Origin of the sequence: Pseudomonas paracarnis (assembly GCF_904063055.1) — a bacterium.
In the GTDB taxonomy this organism is placed as follows: Bacteria; Pseudomonadota; Gammaproteobacteria; order Pseudomonadales; family Pseudomonadaceae; genus Aquipseudomonas; species Aquipseudomonas paracarnis.
In genome coordinates this window covers 1-22511 of record NZ_CAJFCN010000023.1, presented here as the reverse complement: position 1 = coordinate 22511, position 22511 = coordinate 1, and the positions used below count along the sequence as shown (strand labels likewise).

At 62.3% G+C, this 22511-nt stretch carries 16 protein-coding genes and 1 pseudogene; 7 read left to right on the top strand and 10 right to left on the bottom strand.

Annotated elements, in window-relative coordinates; translation table 11 throughout:
- Positions 1 to 23: 23 nt before the first annotated feature.
- Positions 24 to 1382: a glutamine synthetase family protein gene (locus JMV15_RS26810; RefSeq protein ID WP_014718136.1), complete on the bottom strand. Its 1359-nt coding sequence runs from the start codon at positions 1380 to 1382 to the stop codon at positions 24 to 26.
- A gap of 137 nt (positions 1383 to 1519) precedes the next feature.
- On the opposite strand from JMV15_RS26810, the gene JMV15_RS26805 reads away from it, so the two are divergent.
- The gene (locus JMV15_RS26805) at positions 1520 to 2416 is read left to right on the top strand and encodes a helix-turn-helix domain-containing protein (RefSeq protein WP_014718135.1); all 897 of its coding nucleotides are present in this window, start codon (positions 1520 to 1522) and stop codon (positions 2414 to 2416) included.
- A gap of 59 nt (positions 2417 to 2475) precedes the next feature.
- Here the strand turns inward: JMV15_RS26805 and JMV15_RS26800 are convergent, their stop codons facing one another.
- From JMV15_RS26800 to JMV15_RS26790, 3 genes are read right to left on the bottom strand one after another with little or no spacing between them, the layout of a single operon-like run.
- Complete coding sequence (locus tag JMV15_RS26800) at positions 2476 to 3579, bottom strand: acetoin dehydrogenase dihydrolipoyllysine-residue acetyltransferase subunit (protein ID WP_014718134.1); 1104 nt, start codon at positions 3577 to 3579, stop codon at positions 2476 to 2478.
- On the bottom strand, positions 3576 to 4595 hold the full coding sequence (locus JMV15_RS26795) for an alpha-ketoacid dehydrogenase subunit beta (RefSeq protein ID WP_201491964.1): 1020 nt from the start codon (positions 4593 to 4595) through the stop codon (positions 3576 to 3578). Before JMV15_RS26795 ends, JMV15_RS26800 begins: the two co-directional genes overlap by 4 nt.
- 37 nt (positions 4596 to 4632) lie before the next feature.
- A complete protein-coding gene (locus tag JMV15_RS26790; protein WP_003190663.1) occupies positions 4633 to 5610 on the bottom strand; it encodes a thiamine pyrophosphate-dependent dehydrogenase E1 component subunit alpha in 978 nt (325 codons plus the stop codon).
- Positions 5611 to 5917: 307 nt separating this feature from the next.
- On the opposite strand from JMV15_RS26790, the gene JMV15_RS26785 reads away from it, so the two are divergent.
- Positions 5918 to 7780: a sigma-54-dependent Fis family transcriptional regulator gene (locus tag JMV15_RS26785; protein WP_014718133.1), complete on the top strand. Its 1863-nt coding sequence runs from the start codon at positions 5918 to 5920 to the stop codon at positions 7778 to 7780.
- A 41-nt stretch (positions 7781 to 7821) separates the two neighbouring features.
- On the opposite strand, the gene JMV15_RS26780 is transcribed toward JMV15_RS26785, so the two are convergent.
- The gene (locus JMV15_RS26780) at positions 7822 to 8601 is read right to left on the bottom strand and encodes an acetoin reductase (RefSeq protein WP_003190660.1); all 780 of its coding nucleotides are present in this window, start codon (positions 8599 to 8601) and stop codon (positions 7822 to 7824) included.
- A 191-nt stretch (positions 8602 to 8792) separates the two neighbouring features.
- Between JMV15_RS26780 and JMV15_RS26775 the strand changes: the two genes are divergently transcribed.
- The gene (locus JMV15_RS26775; protein WP_038449865.1) at positions 8793 to 10955 is read left to right on the top strand and encodes a TonB-dependent siderophore receptor; all 2163 of its coding nucleotides are present in this window, start codon (positions 8793 to 8795) and stop codon (positions 10953 to 10955) included.
- On the opposite strand, the gene JMV15_RS26770 is transcribed toward JMV15_RS26775, so the two are convergent.
- Positions 10945 to 12075 (bottom strand): MFS transporter, encoded by a 1131-nt coding sequence (locus tag JMV15_RS26770; protein WP_038449863.1) that lies wholly within the window; start codon positions 12073 to 12075, stop codon positions 10945 to 10947. The two genes, JMV15_RS26775 and JMV15_RS26770, sit on opposite strands and share 11 nt — an antisense overlap.
- 98 nt (positions 12076 to 12173) lie before the next feature.
- On the opposite strand from JMV15_RS26770, the gene JMV15_RS26765 reads away from it, so the two are divergent.
- Positions 12174 to 12944 carry an AraC family transcriptional regulator gene (locus JMV15_RS26765; protein WP_038449861.1) on the top strand — a complete coding sequence of 257 codons (771 nt, stop codon included), beginning with the start codon at positions 12174 to 12176 and terminating at the stop codon, positions 12942 to 12944.
- 5 nt (positions 12945 to 12949) lie between these two features.
- Here the strand turns inward: JMV15_RS26765 and JMV15_RS26760 are convergent, their stop codons facing one another.
- From JMV15_RS26760 to JMV15_RS26745, 4 genes are all read right to left on the bottom strand, one after another.
- A complete protein-coding gene (locus JMV15_RS26760) occupies positions 12950 to 13387 on the bottom strand; it encodes a carboxymuconolactone decarboxylase family protein (RefSeq protein WP_003190655.1) in 438 nt (145 codons plus the stop codon).
- A gap of 93 nt (positions 13388 to 13480) precedes the next feature.
- On the bottom strand, positions 13481 to 14926 hold the full coding sequence (locus JMV15_RS26755; protein ID WP_014718127.1) for a mechanosensitive ion channel family protein: 1446 nt from the start codon (positions 14924 to 14926) through the stop codon (positions 13481 to 13483).
- Between the two features lie 166 nt (positions 14927 to 15092).
- Positions 15093 to 15959 (bottom strand): pirin family protein, encoded by an 867-nt coding sequence (locus JMV15_RS26750; protein WP_014718126.1) that lies wholly within the window; start codon positions 15957 to 15959, stop codon positions 15093 to 15095.
- 76 nt (positions 15960 to 16035) lie between these two features.
- Entirely contained in the window at positions 16036 to 17241 is a 1206-nt protein-coding gene (locus tag JMV15_RS26745; protein WP_014718125.1) for a multidrug effflux MFS transporter, read from the bottom strand.
- A gap of 100 nt (positions 17242 to 17341) precedes the next feature.
- On the opposite strand from JMV15_RS26745, the gene JMV15_RS26740 reads away from it, so the two are divergent.
- The 3 genes and pseudogenes from JMV15_RS26740 to JMV15_RS26730 form a co-directional block, all read left to right on the top strand.
- The gene (locus JMV15_RS26740; RefSeq protein ID WP_038452128.1) at positions 17342 to 18448 is read left to right on the top strand and encodes an efflux RND transporter periplasmic adaptor subunit; all 1107 of its coding nucleotides are present in this window, start codon (positions 17342 to 17344) and stop codon (positions 18446 to 18448) included.
- 2 nt (positions 18449 to 18450) lie between these two features.
- Entirely contained in the window at positions 18451 to 21525 is a 3075-nt protein-coding gene (locus JMV15_RS26735; protein ID WP_038449859.1) for an efflux RND transporter permease subunit, read from the top strand.
- A gap of 110 nt (positions 21526 to 21635) precedes the next feature.
- A pseudogene (locus JMV15_RS26730) lies at positions 21636 to 22511 on the top strand (type IV secretion protein Rhs); the annotation flags it as partial.

Genomic DNA, 22511 nt, shown 5'->3' with positions numbered 1-22511 from the left:
CGTCACCCCTCTTATGCTTGTTTTCAGACGCTCAACAGCAGGAACTCGCGCTCCCAGGAACTGATCACCCGCTTGAAATTCTCATGCTCGGCGCGCTTGACCGCGACGTAGCCGCGCACGAATTTTTCGCCCAGGTACTGCTTGACCGTGTCGCAATCCTCCATGCGCGCCAGCGCATCTTCGAGGGTGAACGGCAGGCGCAGGTTGCGGCGTTCATAGGCGCGGCCTTCCACCGGGGCACTGGGTTCGATGTGCTCGATCATGCCCAGATAACCGCACAACAGGCTCGCGGCAATGGCCAGGTACGGGTTTGCATCGGCCCCCGGCAGGCGGTTTTCCACGCGCATCGCCTCCGGGCTGGACGTGGGTACGCGCAGGCCGACGGTGCGATTTTCTTCGCCCCATTCGACGTTGACCGGCGCCGAGGTGTCCGGCAAAAAACGCCGAAACGAGTTCACGTTGGGGGCAAACATCGGCAGCAGCTTGGGGATGTACTTCTGCAGGCCGCCGATGTGATGCAGGAATAACGGGCTCATGTTGCCGTCGGCATCGACGAACACCGGTTTGCCGGTAGCGATTTCGACCACGCTCTGGTGCAGGTGCATGGCGCTGCCGGGCTCGTCGGCCACCGGCTTGGCCATGAAGGTGGCGGCGACGTTGTGCTTGAGGGCGGCCTCGCGCAAGGTGCGCTTGAACACCGTGATCTGGTCGGCCAGGTCCAGGGCGTCGCCATGGCGGAAGTTGATTTCCATCTGCGCGGGGCCGTCTTCGTGGATCAGGGTGTCGAGGTCCAGGCCCTGGGCTTCGCACCAGTCATAGACATCTTCGAACAGCGGGTCGAATTCGTTGGCGGCATCGATGGAAAACGACTGGCGCCCGGTTTCGGCACGGCCAGAACGGCCAATCGGGGTTTTCAAGGGCAGGTCCGGATCTTCGCAGCGCTGGGTCAGGTAGAACTCCATTTCCGGCGCGACAATCGGCTGCCAGCCTTGGTCGGTATAGAGCTGCAGGACTTTCTTCAACACATTACGCGGCGACAGTTCGATGGGGTTGCCCTGCTTGTCGAAGGTGTCGTGGATCACGATGGCGGTGGGCTCGATGGCCCACGGCACTACGTAAGTGGCGTTGGCGACCGGGCGGCAAATCATGTCGATATCGGCCGGGTCCAGCAGGTCGTAATAGATATCGTCGTCGACAAAGTCCCCGGTTACCGTTTGCAGCAACACACTTTCCGGCAGGCGCATGCCTCGCTCATGCAGGAACTTGTTGGTGGGTGCAATCTTGCCGCGTGCGATGCCAGTCAAGTCACTGATCACGCATTCGACTTCGGTAATCTTGTGTTCTTTCAGCCAGGTGGACAGCTGATCGAAGGGGGCGTTCATAAGGACCTCGTCTTGGGTGGGATGCGACGCTGGGTTGTACTCCCAGCGCATTGAGGTCTATCTTGGGCCAGCCTTGAAACGGCATCTATCCACTTTGCACGCGGCACAACGCACCAATAGAGTGCGCACGGATCACCATGACACAGGCAACCGCTTTGCGCGTACAGGCCTTCGCCACCGGCGATGTGGCCGCCCAATGCAGTGCGACACCCGGCTGGGTGCAGCAGTACCAGCAGATGTCCCCCGGGCATTTTGCCGGGCAGGTGCGCTACCTCGACCTGCACGGGGTGCAGGTCTACGAAGAGTGCATGAACACCCGGGTGGAGCAGCATTTCAACGCACCTGCCGGCGCCCTGGCGTTCTGTTTCGACGCCAGTGACAACGCGCTGTACCTGCTCAATGGCGAAAGCCGCAACACCTGGATCACCCCGGTCAACTACCGCGAAGTGGCCGTGGTGTTCGGCCCGCAGTTTGTCCAGCGCCACGGCCTGGATATGGCCAAGCTCGAAGGCCTGTTCATGGCACCGCTGAGCTGCCAACAGAACGCGCTGTTCACCCGCTGGCTCAGTGGCACGCTCACGCGCTTGTCCGCACTCACCGACCCCATCAGCCGCGATGCCCTCACCCAGCAACTGCTCGACGACTGCCTGTTTATCCTCGACAACGCCTGCGTGTGCCTGGACGGCAGTTCACTGCAAAAGCGCAGCGAAGAACGCCAATTGATGGCGCGCATCGGCGAATGGGCGGCGGATGCACCGGATGAAACCGCCAACCTGTTGGAACTGGCGCAGATTGCGGGTGTGCCGTTGCGCCAATTGCAGCAAGGGTTCAAGACCTACACGGGGATAAGCCCGGCGCAGTGGTTGCGGTTGCGCCGCTTGAACGGGGCGCGGCGGGAGTTGCTGAGCACGACCGACACCACGGTGGCCGAGGTCGCGATGAATTGGTCGTTCTGGCATTTGGGGCGGTTTTCAAACAGCTACCGGGCGCTTTTTCAGGAGCTGCCCAGCGAAACCCTGAAACGCTCCAGCTGAAAAAACACGCTTGACCTTGTGGGAGGGACAGACCAAACCGTCCCTCCCTTGAACCTCAATCAGGGCTGCGCGTTCAAAAAAGTGGAGATCAGTTGATTGACCTGCTCCGCCGCCTCCAGCTGCACCATATGCCCCTGCCCCGGCAATACATGCACCTGAGCCTGCAGCCCTTGGGCGTGACTTGCCGGGATGATCGCATCGTCACTGCCCCAGATCACCAGGCTCGGCTGGCGGCCCACCTCGCTGCGAAGATCCAGCACCTGCCGCCCGCCATCGAACAGCTTGTGATCGAGCTGGCGCAACGCTTGATCCACCCCTTCCAGGCGCTTGAATTTGAGCATGTCCTCCAGCATCTGCCGCGTCACCAACGCAGGGTTACTGAACAGTTGAGTCAATGGCGGCTTGAGCGCGTTACGGTTGTTGGCTTCGACAAAACCTCGCAGGTAATCGCCGTTGATATCGGCACCCAGACCGGCGCTGGCGATCAAGGTGATGGAGGCGATACGTGCAGGCGCCAGGCTGGCGACGGTGAGGGTCACCAGCCCACCCATGGAGTGGCCGGTCAAATGCACACGGTCGAGCGCCAGGTGGTCGAGCAATGCCAGTACGGCATGACTGAGTTCGGCAGCGTCTCCCGTTTGCAGAGACTTGCCCGACTCCCCGTGCCCCGGCAGGTCCAGGGCAATCACCCGGCGTTCGGCGGCCAGGGCCGGTTGATTGAACAGCCAGTTGTTCAGATCGCCCCCGAAGCCGTGCACCAACACCAGCGGCGTGCCGCCCTCGCCCATGTCCAGATAACGCAGCAAGCGCCCGCCTACCTCGACTTTTTGTGCGCTGGGGCCGGCCTCTTTGGCTTCGGCGGCACTGGAGACGAACCCGGCGTTGAAGCTTTCGATCACGCTATCGATCTGAGCCTCTGTCGCCTCGCCCTCCACCACAATTCCCAGTAGAGCGCCCACCGGCAGGGTTTCATCACTGAGCGCCAGTACCCGACGCAGCACGCCGCTAAAAGGCGCCTCGACACTGCTGGAGATCTTGTCGGTCTCCACGTCCAGCACTTCCTCGCCCTTTTCCACTCGGTCGCCGGGTTGTTTGAGCCAGACATCGATGCGGCCCTCGGTCATCGACAGGCCCCATTTGGGCATGGTCAGGGTATGAATCATGCGGCGGTCCTCTTGTCGGCGATCTTCATCACGGCGGCCTCGATCTTCGCGGCGTTGGGGATGTACAGGTCTTCCAGTGCATCGGAAAACGGCACCGGGGTGTGCGGCGCGGTGACCATCTCGATGGGAGCGCGCAGGAAAGCGAACCCCCGCTGGGCCACCAGGGCACTGATGTCGGTGGCGACCGAGCAGCGTGGGTTGGATTCGTCGATCACCACCAGGCGCCCGGTTTTCTCGACGCTTTCAAGGATGCTGTCTTCATCCAGCGGGCTGGTGGTGCGCAGGTCCAGCACTTCACAATCAATGCCTTGACGCGCCAGGTTGGCCGCAGCCTCCAGGGCGATATGCAGCATGCGGCCGTAGGTCACCAGCGTCACATCCTTGCCCTCACGCACAAAGTTGGCTTCGCCAAACGGGACCGTGTACAGCTCTTGCGGTACGTCGCCCTGCATGCCGTAGAGCATTTTGTGCTCAAGGAAAATCACCGGGTCATTGTCGCGGATTGCCTGGATCAACATGCCCTTGGCGTCGTAGGGCGTGGCCGGGCATACCACCTTGAGGCCGGGGATATGCGTCCACATGGAGGTGAGCATTTGCGAATGCTGGGCAGCCGCCCGCAAACCGGCGCCGTACATGGAACGGATCACCAGCGGTGTAGTGGTTTTGCCACCGAACATATAGCGGAACTTGGCAGCCTGGTTGAGCAACTGGTCCAGGCAGCAGCCGATGAAGTCGACGAACATCAATTCGCACACTGGGCGCATGCCACGGGTAGCGGCGCCCACCGCCATGCCCACGTAGCCGACCTCAGACAACGGTGCGTCCAGCACGCGCCCGGGAAATTGCGGGTGCAAGCCCTTGGTCACGCCGAGCACGCCGCCCCATGCGTCCTGCTCACCGGGGGAACCGGTGCCACCGGCCACATCCTGACCGATGATGAATACGCTCTGGTCACGGCCCATCTCTTGAGCCAAGGCCTCATTGATCGCCTGCTGATAGCTGATTTTACGAGCCATTAGATTCTCTCCACGTCTTGTTTTTATAGGGTTGGTATCAGCGGTAGGCCACGTAAACGTCGCTTAGCAGGTCGGCGGCCTGGGGCTTGGGATCGGTTTTGGCCAGGCGTACGGCGTCTTCGATCAATTGCGCCACTTCACCGTCGATGCGCTCGAACTGCGCTGCATCCAGCCAGCCTTCGGCATGGCAGCGCTGACGGAACAAGGCCAGGCAATCGGCGTTTTCACGCAGGTTTTTCACTTCGTCAGCGCCGCGATAGGTTTGCGCATCGCCCTCGAAGTGCCCATAGAAACGGCTGAGCTTGACCTCGACCAGCGTTGGCCCGTCGCCTTGGCGCGCCCGCTCCACAGCAACGCCGAGTGCTTCATGCACCGCGAAAAAATCATTGCCGTCGACGATCACCCCCGGCATACCAAACCCGGCGGCGCGCTCAGCGATGTCTTTGCAGGCCACCGACCAACCGGCGCCAGTGGCCTCGGCATAACCGTTGTTTTCGGCGACAAACAGACACGGCAGCTGCATGATCGACGCCAGGTTCATCGCTTCGAACACGGCACCTTCGTTGGAGCCACCGTCGCCAAAAAATGCCACTGCCACGCCCTGGCTCCCCTTGAGCTTGGCAGCCAGCGCCGCCCCCGCGGCCAACGGTGCGCCGGCACCGACAATGCCGTTGGCGCCGAGCATGCCTTTCTCTTGGTCGGCGATGTGCATGGAGCCGCCCTTGCCGCCGCACACGCCGGTTTTCTTGCCATAGATTTCGGCCATCATGCCGAACACGTCGACGCCCTTGGCGATGCAGTGTCCGTGGCCGCGGTGGTTGGACGCGATGCAATCATCGTCATTGAGGTGCGCCATGACGCCAGCGGCGCAGGCTTCCTGACCGGCATACAGGTGAACGAAACCGGGGATCTCGCCGGTGGCGAACTCCACATGCAGGCGTTCTTCGAAATCGCGGATGGTGCGCATCACGGTGTAGGCATGCAGTAACTGATCGGTGCACAGGTGGGTGGACATCTTGTTGTTCTCCAGGTTGTCTCGACGCACAAAAAACTGGCTGCGGCCAGTGCCAAGCTGTTCAGCACAGCTTGTGCCAACCGTCGAGAAAACCTGGCAAAGCCTTGATCCAGAGCCGTGCAACACAGCGATGCCCAGGCAAGTGGTCGACTAAATGTGAGACGCAACCACGCAGTTCGACCCTTGAGTCTCAGCGGCATGAGACGCAGCGTCTCAATGCAGGCGTTGGTCAGGGTGCCCTTGTCCGTGGGCACACATGCGCGCTTAATGACGCGCATAACAACAAAGCTTGAGAACCGGAGGCTTTATGCTCGCCATGAACTCCAGGGAGCATGTCGACTGTGTCAGCCGCGTGGTCCGCAATGCCGAGCGCCTGCCCCAGGCGCCCGTGCCGTCGCTGATCTTCGATTCGTGGCGGCGGTCCATGGAGCAACACCGCCTGGACCCCGGCTCCCTGCAAGGTCCACGTATCCTCAGCGAACCCTTGCTCAAGGAATGCCGCGAGCGCGCCGAGCTGTTCATGCGCATCGCCGGCGAAGAAGTCGCACAGTTGCACCATCGCGTGCGCCATGCCGACTACTGCGTGATGCTCACCGACGCCCAGGGCCAGACCATCGATCACCGTGTCGATGCGAGCATTCGCACCGACTGCCGCAAGGCCGGCCTTTACCTGGGCACCTGCTGGTCGGAAGCCGAGGAAGGCACCTGCGGCGTGGCCACGGTGCTGACCAGTAAAACGGCGGTAACGGTGCACAAGCGTGATCACTTTCGCGCAGCGTTTATCGGCCTGACGTGTTCGGCTGCGCCCATCTTCGACCCGCAGGGCCACCTGTTGGGTGTGCTGGATGTCTCGGCGCTCAAGTCGCCGGATGACCGCGGCAGCCAGCACCTGATAAGGCAGATGGTGGCGCAGAGCGCCCAGGCCATCGAAAACGCTTTTTTCATGCACAGCGCCCGGCAGCACTGGGTGTTACAAGCCCATAGCACTCCAGGCTTTGTCGACAGCCAACCCGACCTGCTGCTGGCCTGGGACCAGGACGGACGTCTGCACGCCTTGAACAGCAAGGCGCGTCAAGCCCTGCGCTTGCGCTTTGGCCAGCTGCCTGAGCATATCGGCGAAGTGTTCGATGTGGATGCATTGCGTGCAGCCACTGATCAGTCAACCCGGCAGTTGCACTGGCTGGGCAAGCCCGACGCGGTACACGTGAGGGTCAATGCACCCCGACGCCCCTCGGTTCGGGCGCTGCCAGAGACTCAAGTCGACCCGCGGATCCAGGAGCACCTGCGCTTGGCTGCGCGGGTCAAGGACCGCAACCTGCCCGTGCTGGTGCAAGGTGAAACCGGCGTCGGCAAAGAAGTCTTCGCCCGCCAGTTGCACGAGCACAGCGCGCGCCGGCACGGGCCGTTTGTGGCGGTGAACTGCGCGGCGATTCCGGAGAGCCTGATTGAAAGCGAGCTGTTCGGCTATTCGCCCGGCGCCTTCACCGGAGCCTCCAGCAAAGGCATGAGCGGGCTGCTACTGCAAGCCGAAGGCGGTACGTTGTTCCTCGACGAAATCGGCGATATGCCGTTGGCGTTGCAGACACGGTTGCTGCGGGTGCTGGCCGAGGGTGAAGTCGCGCCGTTGGGCGCAGCGAAAACCCGCGTGGTGAACATTCAGGTGATCTGCGCCAGCCACCGCGATTTGGCGGCGCTGGTCAGCGCGGGCCGATTCCGTGAAGACCTGTACTTTCGCCTGGGTTGTGCGCGCTTCTGCCTGCCGCCGTTGCGCGAACGCACCGATAAGCTGGCCCTGATCAATCGGCTGTTGGAGCAAGAGGCGCGTAACAGTGGCGTGTCGTTGGGCATCGGCCAGGCCACACTGCAATTGCTACTGGGTTATGCGTGGCCGGGCAATGTGCGGCAACTGCGGCATGTGCTGGCGTACGCCTGTGCGGTGTGCGAAGGCACTACGCTGCAAGTGGTGGATTTGCCGATTGAAATCCGGGGCGAGCAGCCTCAAGGGCTGGAAGAGCAAAGCGCCAGCCCCGAGCGTCAAATGGTTCTGGATGCGTTGATTCGCCATCGCTGGAAACCCTCGCCTGCGGCACAGGCCCTGGGGATTTCAAGGGCAACCCTGTACCGACGCGTGAACCAACTGGGTATTGATATGCCCGGCAAAACTCACTGATACAAGGGATCGACTCCCACGCAGGCGAGTCGACCACGCTGTCAGCGGTAGACCAGGCCACCGTCGATCAACGGCGCCTGCCCGGTCATATAGTCTGCGTCCGGGCCTGCCAGAAATGCCACAAACCCCGCCACATCCTCCGGCGTTTGCGCACGGCCCAAGGCAATCCCATCCACGTACTGCTTGTAGGTTGCCCCCACCTGCGCCCCGGTAATCTCGGCCATGCGCTTGTCGATCTCAACCCACATATCGGTGCCCACCACACCGGGGCAATAGGCGTTTACCGTGATCCCCGCGCTCGCCAGTTCCTTGGCCGCCGCCTGGGTCAAGGCGCGCACCGCGAATTTGCTCGCCGAGTAGACCCCTAACAGCGCAAAGCCTTCATGCCCTGCGATTGAACAAGCATTGATGATTTTGCCCTTGTGCTTGAGCGCCTTGAATTTGTTGGCGGCCGCCTGGATCCCCCACAGCACGCCCTTGACGTTGATATCCAGGGTGCGCTCGACCTGCTGCGGGCTGACATCGAGCAATGAGTCGATCTGCGCCACTCCGGCGTTATTGACGATGATGTCGAATCCGCCCAGCGTCTGGTGGGCATGCTCTACCGCAGCCGTCACCTGTTCGCGTCTGGATACATCAGCGATGAACACAGAGGCTTTGCGGCCGGTGGCGACGATTTCGGCGGCCACGGCGTTGAGCTTGGCGCCGTCAATGTCCACCAACGCGACATCGGCGCCGTCCTGTGCAAGGCGCATGGCAATAGCCCGGCCTATGCCCTGCCCGGCGCCGGTGACCAGCGCGACTTTACCTGCGATACCCATGACAATCTCCTGAAACGATGAGGGGAGCCTTGTCTATCGCAAGCCGGCGCCTGGCTGTCGAGCCGCAACAGGATCGGCATCGGAGCTGAGACGGGTTGTCTCGCCGTGCGAACCTTGCGCGAAAGCTTGTAAAAGGCCGCGCTTATGCCTAGCTTAGGCGCCCCCCGCCCAGCGCTTTAAGGCCTTGCCCCATGGTTTTGCGTTTTCGCCCCGTCGTCACTTCACGTTTTGCCCTCGGCCTGTTGCTCAGTGGCGGCATCGGCAGCAGCCTGGCCGCCGAGATCGAGTTGCCGACGGTAAAGGTTCAGGGCCAGGATGAGTCGGGCTACCGCAGTGAAACCGCGTCGGTGGGCGGCTTTGATGAAGCGCCGCTGTTGGACACCCCCGCCTCGATCACCGTGATCAACGCCGCGCTGATCAAGGACCAGCAGGCACGCTTGCTCAGTGAAGTGCTGCGCAACGATGCCTCAGTGGGCGACAGTTATGCGCCTATCGGTTATTACGAGAATTTCGTGGTGCGTGGCTTTTCGCTGAACGCGGCCAGCAGTTACAAGATCAATGGGCGCACCATCACCGGCGAGCAGAACGTCGCGCTGGAAAACAAGCAGCAGGTGGAAGTGCTCAAGGGCCTGGCCGGTTTGCAGAGCGGCATTTCCGAGCCCAGCGGGGTGATCAACTACGTGACCAAACGCCCCCAGGATGTGCGCTCGGTGACGGTGTCCACTGATGATCGTGGCAGTGGTTACATCGCCACCGATGTCGGCGGCTGGTTTGGCAGCGAGCAGCAGTTCGGCCTGCGCGCCAACGTCGCCCATGAAGACCTCAACTCCTATGTGGAACACGCCAACGGCCAGCGCGATTTCGTGTCCCTGGCCTTTGACTGGAACATCAGCCCCGACGCCGTGCTGCAACTGGACGCCGAATACCAGAACAAGCAACAGCGTTCGGTACCGGGGTATCAACTGCTGGGGGGCACCGAAGTGCCCCACGGTGCTTCACCGAAGAAGCTGCTGGGGCACCAGACAGGCGGCAAGCAGGTCGGGATTGATTCGCTGAACCTCAACGGCAAGTTCGAGTACCGTTTCAGCGATCAGTGGAAAGGCAGTGTCAGCGCGGCGCGTAGCAAGGTGGTGATTGATGACTACAGCTCGTTTGCCTGGGGTTGCTATGGTTCGGCCAGTTGCAGTGCCGCCAGCGTGCCGAACTACTTCAGCCCCGAAGGCAATTACGACGTCTACGACTACCGCAGCCCGGACGACACTCGCCGCGACGACGAAATCCAGGCGGCCATGACCGGCCTCTTCGACACTGCCGGCATCGGCCATGAACTGACCTTTGGCAGCAGCGCGTTTCGCCGAGTGATCGACAAACGCAAGTCGGTCAACGAATTCATCGGCACCGCCAATATCAACGAAGAGGTGCCGAGCTTTCCCCCGACCGACAAGCCGTTGAACGACAGCCACCGCAACCTCGACAGCCGCCAGTACGGACTGTTCGTCACCGACCGCATCCGCTTCAACGAGCACTGGCAAACCATCCTCGGCGGCCGTGAAGTGCGCCTGGACGAAAAAGCCTTCGACGGTGTGACCGGCAACCAGACGCGCCACACCCAGCAATACGTGTTCCTGCCCCAGGCCTCGTTGATCTACAAGCCAGTGGACAACGTTTCGCTGTACACCAGCTACAGCAAGGGCCTGTCCCTGGGCGGCACCGCGCCGTGGTTCGCAAACAATGCGGATGAAACACTCGCCCCCACTGTCTCGCGCCAGCTCGAAGCCGGGGTGAAATACGACTGGCGCCGTATCAGCTTCGCCGCCGCGGTGTTCCAGACGCGCCAGGCTTACCAATACGCCAAGCCCGAAGGTGGCACGTTCAACTACGTGCAGCAGGGCCAGCAAAAAAACACCGGCATTGAATTGTCCGCCAACGGCTGGGCCACCGACCGTCTGCAGATCGCCACCAGCGTGGCCGCGATCCGAGCGCGGGTGAGCGGCAGCGGCACGCCGGCGTACGAAGGCCATCAGGCGATCAACGTGCCCAAGCTGCGCGCCAGCGTGTACGCCGACTACGCCCTGCCCTGGGTCAACGGCCTGGCGGTATTGGGCGGCGTGCAATACAGCGCCAAGAAGTCCGCCAATCGCACCGGCAATGTGGAAGTGGGCGACTACGCGGTGGTCAACGTCGGTAGCCGCTACACCACCAAGGTCGATGGCTACGAAACGGTGTTTCGCCTGAGCGTCGATAACCTGTTCGACAAGCGCTACTGGCGCGACGCCGGCGAATACATGGGTGATGACTACCTGTTCCAGGGCGCACCGTTGACCGCGCGCCTGAGCGCGTCGGTCAACTTCTGAATAGCCGCGACGTGGCCAGCCACAACGCCGCCAAAGCGCACACCAACAGGCTCCAGCCAAGATCCTGGGACCAGGTCACCAAGGCCAGCCCGCCACCAATCACCAGGTAGTACAGCAAGCCAAACAGGGCGGCGGCGGTGCCAAGGCGGTCACGGTAATCGACCAGGGCCGCCCCCAGCACGTTGGGAATCGCCATGCCGAAGGCCAGCACCACCAACAGCATCGGCCACACCAACAGCCAACTGTGCTGCAGGGCCAACACCAACAGGCTCCCCACCACGGTCACCGCGGCGGCGACAACCACCAACCGCTCGCCGCTCCACCCATGCTTGAGCAAGGCTTTGTTCAGCCATGCACCCGAGCCGGAGCCCAGCGCCAGCAGCACACCGCTGTAACCAAACTCGGCGGTGGAACGCCCCTGCTGCGCGAAGATAAACGGCCCCACACTGTAATAGCTGAACAGCGCAATATTGAACGCCGCGACCAACCCGACCGAGCGCCATACTCCGGCATCCTTGAGCATCAGGCCGAGCGTCTGGCCAAGGGCGGCGGTGGGCAGCGATGCCGGACGGGTCTCCGGTAAGGCCCACCAACACCAGCCCCATAACACCCCCGCGAGCATCAGCAACGTGCAGAGCACACCGCGGTAACCGAAAAACTCCACCAGGCTCGCACCGCTGAACAAGCCGACAGCAGGACTGGCGGCCAGCGCAACGCCCATCACGGAAAACACCTGGGCCAGTTCGGCACCGTGGAAACGGTCACGCAGCACTGTCTGCGTGACCACCGACCCCACGGCCGCACCCAATGCCGCGCAGGCCTGGGCCAGCAGCAAGGCGTTGAATGTCGTCGCAGTCAAGGCCAGCGCGGAAGCGCCCACATAGATTGCCAGCCCCGTCAGCATCACCGGCCGCCGCCCCAAACGATCACTCAACCGGCCCCACACCACCACGCCCAGGGCGAAGGCGAGGAAATACACCGACAAGGTCTGCCCCGCTCGCTCGGGCGCGACATCAAAGGCCCGGCCGATATCGCCCAAGGCCGGGCTGTAAAGGGTCTGGGCCAACTGCGGGAACATCAGCAGGGCCATGGTCAGCGCCAGCAAATTTTTAAATGTCATCACAAGATCCCTCCATAAACACAACGGACGGATTCTAGGGCGCGCCAGCTGGGCTATTATCCAGACTTCGACACTTTATCCATCAAATCGGACAACCCATGGCCTGGCTTGCCGCCACCGCGTCTTTCAACCCCGATGTTTACTCAGCGCCCGTGATCGGCATCGCGGCGGTGTTGGGCAATCACGATTCGGGCCTGCATGTGCACCAGCGCGGGCAACTGCTGTTCACCCAGCAAGGTTGCACGCGCATCACCCTGGACAATCAACTGTGCCTGTTGCCACCTAGCCGCGCAGCCTGGATCCCCAGCGGCCTGCCCCATCGTGCGGTGATGCAGCAGGCGGTGGATTATCGGTCGGTGTATGTGAGTGCGGCCCTGGCCGAGCAATTACCGGCCCAGGTGCGGGTGATCGAAGTGAGTGCCTTGCTCAGGGCAGTGCTGGAACCCATGGCCCTGGCGCCGTTCGAGACTGATTGGCAGGCGGGTCGCTATGCCCATTTGCTGGGGCTGTGCCTGGATGAAATCCGCCACGCAGCCGCACAACCCATGCTGCTGCCGTTGCCACGGGACAAGCGCCTGGCGCCGCTGCTAGCCCAGCTCGACCGCCTGCCCCCCACGCTGCAGGACCTGGAACAGCACATTGGCGCCAGCACCAAGACCATCGGCCGGATTTTCCTCAAGGAAACCGGCCTGGGGTATCAGCAATGGCGCCAACAGTGGCGTCTGATGCGGGTGATCGAACTGCTCGCCACCGGGCGCAGCCTGGGCTACTGCGCCTTTGAACTGGGCTTTGCCAGCGACAGTGCACTGATCGCCTTTTTCAAAGGCATGACCGGCACCACGCCGCGCAGCTATTTCAAAGCCAACTGAAGGCCTTACTTGGGCATCTTGCGAAAACCCACCGCCAGGCGGTTCCAGCTGTTGATGGTGGCGATGGCGACGCTCAGGTCGACTTGTTCCTGGGGGCTGAATTGGGCGGCCAGTGCGTCGAAGTCTTCATCCGGGGCGTGGGTCTGGCTGAGCAGGGTCAGGCTTTCGGCCCAAGCCAGGGCGGCGCGCTCGCGCGGGGTGAAGAACGGGGTTTCACGCCAGGCCGACACGGTGTACAGGCGTCGCTCGGTTTCGCCGCCCTTGCGTGCATCGGCGGTGTGCATGTCCAGGCAGAACGCGCAGCCGTTGATCTGCGATACGCGCAAGCGCACCAGTTCCAGCAGTGGCAGTTCGATGGAGAGTTTGCCCACCGCCGCTTCCAGGGCGAGCATGGCTTTCATGGCGTCCGGGGAGGCGGTATAGAAATCGGTACGGGTTTGCATGGTGAATCTCCAGAACGTTGGGATAGGTGCGCAGAGTAGTCAGCGCAGCGTTCTGGAGAAATATCCAATCCGGGCGAAGAACAGGTGACCAATCTACAGGCCGCGGTTCCTCAGCCACTGGATGAAGCCCTTCTTGACCGGTACCACGGGCGCGTCTTCGGTCAGGGCCTGGGCGGCATGGCGGCGGAAATCCAGGAGCGCCTTCATGGCTTCGCCGATATCATGCCGTGCGTCCAGGCACGGCTTGAGGTATTCATTTTCAATGCGGTAGAGCGTGCAGTAGGTCTTGGCCGAAAAATCCGCCAGCGCCGCCTGGTCGGAGAGGATGCCGGACTCACCGATCACCTCACCAGGGCCCATGCGCCCAGCCTCGAACGTGTGCCCGTCCTTGATCAACAGCACCGAGACAACGCCGGACTCGATGATGAACAGGTGATCGCTGACCTCCCCCGCCGCCAGGATCATCTCACCGGCGCGGTAGGTGTGCAGGGTCATGTTCTGGCTGAAGGTGTCTTTTTCTTCCTGGCGCAAGGTGGAGAAGATCGTCGAGCGCTCCAGCAAGGCGCGGGCGCCAGACACCGCAGGCGGCGTGCTGCCTTCGGTGGCGGACAACAGGCCCACGCCCGCCGCCTGCAAATGCCGGTAGGCCAGGTCGTAAAGCTGGTTGCGGGTTTCGCGCTTGAGGCCCATGGCCGGCACAAAGCCGCTGATCTCATACTCCACGCCACTGCCGGTGGACGCCTTGAACGCGACGCTGGGCGCCGGTTGGGCCAGCAACGGCCGGCAGCCCTGCATCGCACGTTCCAGCGCTTCGATCACGGTTTGCGGGCGCGCATGTGGGCTCACTTGCAGGCTGACCGCCAAGCCGAACATGTCTGCCGGGCGCGAGAAGTTGATGATCTTGGCCTTGGCCGCCAGGGAGTTGGGGATCACCGCCAGGCTGCCCTGGGAGGTTTGCAGGCGCGTGGCGCGCCAGTCGATGTCGGTGACGCGACCTTCGGTGCCGTCGATGGAGATCCAGTCATCGATCTGGTAAGGCTTGGTGGTATTGAGGACGATCCCGGAAAACACATCGCTCAGGGTGCTTTGCAAGGCCAGGCCGACGATGATCGCCACGGCGCCGGAGGTGGCCAGCACGCCCTTGACCGGCAGGTCGAGCACGTAGGCCATGGCGGCGATGATCGCAATGAGGAAAATCACCGCGCCCATCAGGTCCTGCAACAAGCGCCCGGTATGGCCGACCCGCTGCATCATCACTGCGCCGAGCAATACCGTGAGGGTGCGCGCCGCAAACAGCCACCAGCCGATCTGCAATGCCGTGGCGGCCAGGTGCAAGGTGGTGTCATCGGCATAGGGCGCCGCCTGCATGGGGTTCATGCCGTCGTTGAACAATACGGCACTGAACACCGCAAAGATCACTAGCCGCGCTGCGAGTTTCCAGTTGGCAAGGTTTGGGGAAATAAGGCGCCACACGGCGATGTCGATCAGGATCAACGCCACGGCGCACAGCATCGGGTGATCAGCGATAAATGAGGGCATCCAGGCGACTCCAGGGCGAATGCCGAGAAGATCGCATGAAATCAGAACCCTGGAAACAAAATGTGGGAGCTGGCTTGCCTGCGATGCACACACCGCGGTGTATCAGCTACACCATGATGATGCTATCGCAGGCAAGCCAGCTCCCACAGGGGGTGGCGGTGAACCGTCAGGCGTGCATCTGCCCGAATTTTCCCGACTGGAAGTCGGCAAATGCCTGGTGAATCTCCTGCTCGGTATTCATCACGAACGGACCGTGGCCGACGATGGGCTCGTCGATGGGTTCGCCGCTGAGCAGCAGCACCTTGGCGTCGTCGTTGGACTCCAGGGTCAGTTGCTTACCGTCGCGCTCGAACAGCGCCAACTGCCCCTGGCGTGCGACCTCCTCGCCGTTGATCAACAACGTGCCGCTGAGCACCACCAAAGCGGTGTTACGCCCGGCGTGCAAGTCCAGCGTGACCGCTTTACCGGCGTTGAGGCGCAAGTCCCACACGTCTATCGGCGTGAAGGTGCGGGCCGGGCCTTGAGTACCGGCAAATTCCCCGGCGATCAGGCGCAGGTGGCCAGCGTCGTTCGCCAATGGCAGCACCGGAATGTCGCCATCGACGATGGTCTGGTAACCGGCATCCGCCATTTTGTCCTTGGCCGGCAGGTTGACCCACAGTTGCACCATCTCCAGTGCGCCGCCGCGACGGGCGAAGTCTGTGGAGTGGAACTCCTCGTGAAGAATGCCCTTGGCCGCAGTCATCCATTGCACATCACCTGGGCCGATTTTGCCGCCGGCACCGGTGGAATCGCGGTGCTCGACTTCGCCGTCATAGACGATAGTCACGGTTTCAAAACCGCGATGCGGGTGCTGGCCGACGCCGCGACGTTGTTCAGTCGGGGTGAATTCGGCCGGACCTGCGTGATCCAGCAACAGGAATGGGCTGATGTGCTTGCCCATGGTGTCGTAGGAAAACAGCGTGCGTACCGGAAAGCCATCGCCGACCCAGTGGGCGCGGGGGCTGGTGTAGATACCAATCAGCTTTTTCATGGTGTACCTCCAAAGTGAGTACACCTTAAATCGCCTCACCCTTGAGCACTAGCCGGTAAAAATGGCCCTGATCGTTCTATATATAGGACAGCGTTTTAACCTGGCGTTGGCGCAGCAGTTGAAAGGCAACCAGTGCCGACAGTGCAAGCCCGGCCTGGATAATGATCATCGGCGCGGCACTGCCATCGCGTAACTGGCTCAGCAGCAACCCGCTGCACGTGGCGCCGAACATCTGTGCAAATCCCATGAGCCCGGCGGCTAAACCCGCACGGTGCGCATTGGGCATCACAGCCCCGGTAACGGATCCCGGCAGCACCAGGCCGCCGCCGAGCGTGACCAGGGCGATGGGAATATCCAGCCCCACTACCGACAACCCGAACACTAGGTAAATCGCCAGGGCTGCCACCCCGCCCACCGCCACCATCGTCACACCCATCGCCACAATGCGCTGCGGCCCCAGGCGCTGAATGTTACGCCGGGTGTAGGTGGAGCCGACGATCAGCATCGACACAATCAGCCCGAAGTTGAGCCCGTACTCAAGGCTGCTGAACCCCAGCAGATTGATAAACACCGCCGATGAACCCGCGATCACCGCAAACATCGCGCCATAGGTACACGCCAGGGCCACCGCGTAAGCACGGTACTGGCGCCCCTTGAGCAGATCCAGATACTGCCCGCCGAGGGTGCGCCAGTGTGCGGCCCTGGGATCGAGGTGATGATTGCTCTCGCGAAAGAACAGCAGCGCCAGCAATAACACCAGGCTGCCGATCACCAACGCCAGGGCGATGGGCGCACGCCACCCCAGTAATTTGATCAGCAAGCCCCCTGCTATCGGCGCAACGACGATGGCATACAACATGCCGATCATCGTCAGCGCCAGGGCCGGGCCTGCCTCGGCTTTCCACACATCGCGCACCACGGTGCGCGCTAGTACCAGCGCGGCGCACGCGCCCAGGCCTTGCAACACCCGAGCGGCGATAAACTGCTGGATGTCGGTGACCAGCAGCATCGCCAGCGTCGCCACTACGTAGAGCGCCAGGCCCCCGATCAAGACTGGCCGCCGGCCGATGCGATCCGACAGCGGCCCGAACAGTAGCTGCCCCAGGCCAAAAGCAGCAACGAACGCCGACAGCGCCATCAGTGCCGAGCCTTGCGGCGCCTGCAGCGCGTGCTCGATGGCACCCAGGCCGGGGATGATCAGTTGCGTCGAGACTTCACCCAATGCGGTGAGGGCAACCAGCAAGAACAGCAAGCTGCGTGAGGGTGCCGGGGCGTTTGCCATGGGGAATATCCGGGGGCTGGATTAATTTATATTTCGACCATAATATGAGCAAAAAATTATGTCCATAATTTTTTGCCCTATGGTCACCCTGGAGTTCGTCATGCCCCCTCTCCCCCTGCGCCTTCTCACGCCCCTGGCTCTGCTGGTGGTCCTCAGTGGTTGTAACAGCAAGGCCGACAGCGCCGCCCAGGCGCCCACATCGCGCCCGGTGCTGGCCGTCAAAGTCGAAGCAGCCGGCACCCAGCAAAGCGCTTATACCGGCGTGGTGGCGGCACGCACTGAAAGTGACCTGGGCTTTCGGGTCAGCGGCAAGGTGATCGAGCGCAAGGTCGACCCCGGCCAGCACGTCTCCCGTGGTGACACCCTGTTGGTGCTGGACATCGGCGACTTCGAACTGGCGCTGCGCTCGGCCAAGAACCGCGTCAACGCCGCCCAGGCCCAACTGCGCCAGCGCCGTGATGATGAAAACCGTTACCAGCGCCTGGCCAGTACCGGCGCGGTGTCGCGGCAGATCTTCGACCAGTCGGCCACCAACCTGCGCGTCGCCCAGGCCGAACTGGCCGCGGCGCAATCGGACGCCAGCCAGATCGAAAACCGTCGCACTTATTCGGTCCTCAAGGCCGATGGCGACGGCATCATCACCGACGTACTGGCCGATCGCGGCCAAGTGGTGGCCGAAGGGCAAATCGTGGCGCGCCTGGCCCATGACGGCGCCCGCGAAGCCATCGTCAACCTGCCGGAGAACCGGCGTGACCTGGCCGCGCAAAAAGCCCTGGCGCTTCCCTTTGGCGCAGCGGACCAGGCCGTGACCGCCACCCTGCGCGAACTGTCCGCCAGCGCCGACCCGGTCACCCGCACCTACCGCGCACGTTATGTGCTGCAGGGTCCGGTCGAGCGGTTCGCCCTCGGCTCCACCATCACTGTACGCCTGCAAGGCAATGGCCAGCCGCTGCAAACCCGCGTGCCGATTGGCGCCTTGCAGGATGCGGGGCAAGGCACGGGCGTCTGGCTGATTGGCGATGACCAAAAGATCAGCTTCGCACCAGTGAAGGTCGCCAGCCTCGGCCAGGAAGACGCCTTGCTCGACAGCGGCCTAACACCCGGCCAAACCATCGTCGCCCTCGGCGCTCACCTGCTGCACAGCGGCGACACGGTGCGCTTGCTGCCCGCCCAGGCCCTGGCCCTCAACCGTCAGCAGGACCAATGAGTATGCGCGGGATCAACCTCTCCGAACTGGCCGTCAAACACCGCGCCGTCACCTTGTTCTTGCTGATTGCGATCCTCGTCGCCGGGGTCTTCGCGTTCGGCAAGCTGGGGCGCGCCGAAGACCCTTCGTTTACCGTCAAGGTCATGACCATCACCGCCGCCTGGCCCGGCGCCACCGCCCAGGAGATGCAGGAGCAAGTGGCCGACCGCCTGGAAAAACGCCTGCAGGAACTGGACTACTACGACCGCGTCGAGACCATCGCCCAGCCAGGCTTTGTGTCGATGCGCATGACCTTCCTGGAGTCCACACGCCCGAGCGAAATCCAGGAACTGTTCTACCAGACCCGCAAAAAACTCAGCGACGAAGCCACGCGCCTGCCCAAGGGCGTGATCGGGCCGTTTTTCAACGATGAGTATTCCGACGTGTACTTTGCGTTGTACGCCCTGGAAGCCGAACACCTGCCCCATCGCCAACAAGTGCAAATGGCCGAGGAGCTGCGCCAGGGTTTGCTCAACCTGCCAGGGGTGAAGAAGGTCAATATCCTTGGCGAACAGGCCCAACGCGTGTTTGTGGAGTTTTCCTATGAGCGCCTGGCAACCCTGGGCATCAAGCCCGAACAGATCTTCACCGCCCTCGCCGCACAAAACGCCGTGGCGCCCTCAGGCTTCGTCGAAACGGCGGGCGCCCGCGCTTATATCCGCATCGACGGCGCGTTCGACAGCCTGGCCTTGATCGAGAACGTGCCCCTGCAAGTCAATGGCCGCGTATTGCGCATCGCCGATGTGGCCACCGTGAGCCGCGGTTATGAAGACCCGCCCAGTTATCGCATCCGCCATCAGGGCGACCCGGCGTTGATGCTGGGCGTGATCATGGAGAAGCACTGGAACGGCCTGGAATTGGACAAGAGCCTGCAAGCCGAAGAAGCGCGGATTCAGGCCGACCTGCCCCTGGGCGTGAACTTCGCCAAGGTCTCCGACCAGGCGAAAAACATCAGCCTGGCAGTCAATGAATTCATGCTCAAATTCTTCGTCGCCCTGGCGGTGGTGATGCTGATCAGCCTATTGGCCCTGGGCTTTCGCGTGGGGCTGGTGGTGGCGGCGGCCGTGCCGCTGACGCTGTCGATCGTGTTCGTGATCATGCTGGTCACGGGCCGCGAATTCGACCGCGTGACCCTCGGGGCATTGATCATCTCCCTGGGCCTGTTGGTGGACGACGCGATCATTGCCATCGAGATGATGGTGGTCAAACTCGAAGAAGGCTTTGACCGCATCCACGCGGCCACCTACGCCTGGAGCTCCACGGCGGCGCCGATGCTGACCGGCACCCTGGTCACCATTATCGGCTTTCTGCCGGTTGGGTTTGCGCGCTCCGGGGCGGGTGAATACGCCGGCAATATCTTCTGGATCGTGGGTTTCGCGCTGATTTCATCCTGGCTGGTGGCCGTGGTGTTCACGCCCTACCTGGGCGTGAAGTTGTTGCCGCAGATCAAGCCAGTGCCCGGCGGGCATGATGCGATTTATGCCGGGCGCTACTACCAGAAACTGCGCAGCCTGGTGGAGGCTTGCGTGCGCGGGCGCTGGCTGGTGACCGGGCTGGTGGTGGCCGCGTTCGTGGTGTGCGGCCTGGGTATGGCGGTGGTGAAGAAACAGTTCTTCCCGGACTCCGACCGCTCGGAGCTGATTCTGGAAGTGTATATGCCACCCGGCAGCGCCTTCAAAAGCACCGAAGCCGTGGCGGCGCAGGTGGAGAAGGCGCTGTTGCAAGAGCCGCAGACCAGTATGGTCGACACCTATGTGGGGGGCGGTGCACCGCGGTTTTTCCTGTCGTTGAACCCTGAAATGCCCGACCCGGCGTTTGCCAAATTGATTGTGCAAACCCCGGATTCCCACGCCCGCGACGCACTGAAACTGCGGATGCGCGAGCGCATTGCAGCAGGCGAATTTTCGTCGGCGCGGGTACGGGTCACGCAGCTCGTCTTCGGACCGCCGGTGCCGTTCCCGGTGGTGTTCCGCGTCTCCGGGCCGGACCTGAATGTGCTGCGCGGGCTGTCTGAAGACGTGCGTCAGGTTGTGGCTGGCAACACGCTGACCAGGGACACCTTCCTCGAATGGGGCGAACGTGCCAGCGGTTATCGCCTGGTGCTGGACCAGGATCGCTTGCGCTTGCTGGGTTTTACCCCCGACGAGGTCAAGTCCCAACTCAACGCCCTGCTCAGCGGCAACCCGATCACCGAAGTGCGCGAAGGCAACCGCACCGTCTCAGTGGTGGCCCGCGCCCAAGGCAGCCAACGCGAAGACCTGGCCAACCTCAACAACATGACGCTGACCAACAGCGCCGGTACGTCGGTGCCGCTGGCCCAGGTCGGGCATTTCCAGGCGGTAATGGAAGAGCCGATCCTCAAGCGCCGCGACCGCGCCACCACCGTGGAAGTGCGCGCCGACATCATCGACGGCGTACAACCGCCCGATGTGGAAATGGCCGTGTACAAAGACCTGCAGCCACTGATCGCCAAACTGCCCAGCGGGTACAAAATCGACATCGGCGGCCCGGTTGAGGAAAGCGCCAAGGCCAACGTCGCCCTGGCGGCGCTGTTCCCGATCATGATCCTGCTGACCCTCACGGTGATCATGTTCCAGGTGCGCTCGTTCGGCGTGATGTTCATGGTGTTCGCTACCGCGCCTTTGGGCCTGATTGGCGCAGTGCCGACCTTGTTGCTGTTCAACCAGCCGTTCGGCTTCAACGCAATTCTTGGGCTGATCGGCATCGGCGGCATTCTGATGCGCAACACGCTGATCTTCACCGACCAGATCCGCCAGAACCAGGATCACGGCATGGCGATTCGCGAGGCCATCATCGAAGCCACGGTGCGGCGTGCGCGGCCGGTGATCCTTACCGCACTGGCGGCGGCGCTGGCGTTTATTCCGTTGACGTTGTCGGTATTCTGGTCGTCCCTGGCCTATGTGCTGATTGGCGGGGTGTTGGTGGGCACGGTGTTGACCCTGCTGTTTTTGCCGGCGCTGTGCAGCCTGGTGCTGCGCGAAAAAGCTGCTGAAACGTCCCACGTAACTGCCGGATAAGCTCTACTCCCCTCCTCTTTCAACCGCTGCAAAGTCCCTCGCCTGATCAAACAGTGCGAGGGATTGCAGATGGTGGTGTTCGTTAGAGCCCTGATGAATGGGGCTGTCTCTTGATCTCGGTGCTGGCCAACCTGGTGCTAGTGCCCATGGATCCCGAAGCGCCGAAGGTTGAGCGCGTATTCGCGGATTTGCGCACCTGCCTGAATACCTTTGATACGTGGGCCGACAGCTTTTTAAGTGGTTCGGCACTTAGCGTGGAGCAGGTGTTCAAGGTTGGGGAAGACGTCGCACTGGTCGCGCCGATCTCTTCCGACAAACCCAGCCGCACCGTCGCTCAATGCAAAGCCCAGGGCGGGCTGACCTTGGTGCATCTGTTCGAAAGCACGCAGTTCGTGCCTATCGGCAACACGCCCGTGAGGCTGCAAGCCGTTGCACAGGACGGCAGCCCGGTAGGCGCGCCACTGCATCGGACCATTGGCCCCAGCGGCATTCTTGAAGTCAGCGACTGTACCCGCGACCAACAGTACGAAATCACCTTTTACCCCAACGTTTCCAAGGCTCACGTCCAGGCGCTGTATGCGTCCTATGAGTCTGTGATCGCCGGGCTGGAAGCGGATTTGCGCACGGCATGGGCCGAGCATTTCAAGCCTCGATGGGCAGACTTTGCCAAAGCGCCGGCTTACAAGCGCAGTGCCTTACAGGGCATGGCCTTTGCTGCCGGGCTGGGCAACGCGCTTTATAACCTGTGGGACAACATCACCGAGCTGTACGACCTGCTCGCGAACCTCAAGTCCAACAGCGAAACGTTGCTGAAATACCTGTCCCAGACCGAGCTGAACGCGCTGCTCAAACTGGGCAGAGACACGCTGGCCAAGGGGTTGCTGGTACTCAGTGATGAGCCGCTGTTGTTTATCTACCTGTCGGCGCTGGTGGCCTGGGTACGCATGCTGCCGCCACCCGACATGTACGAACTGCTGGGTGAAATC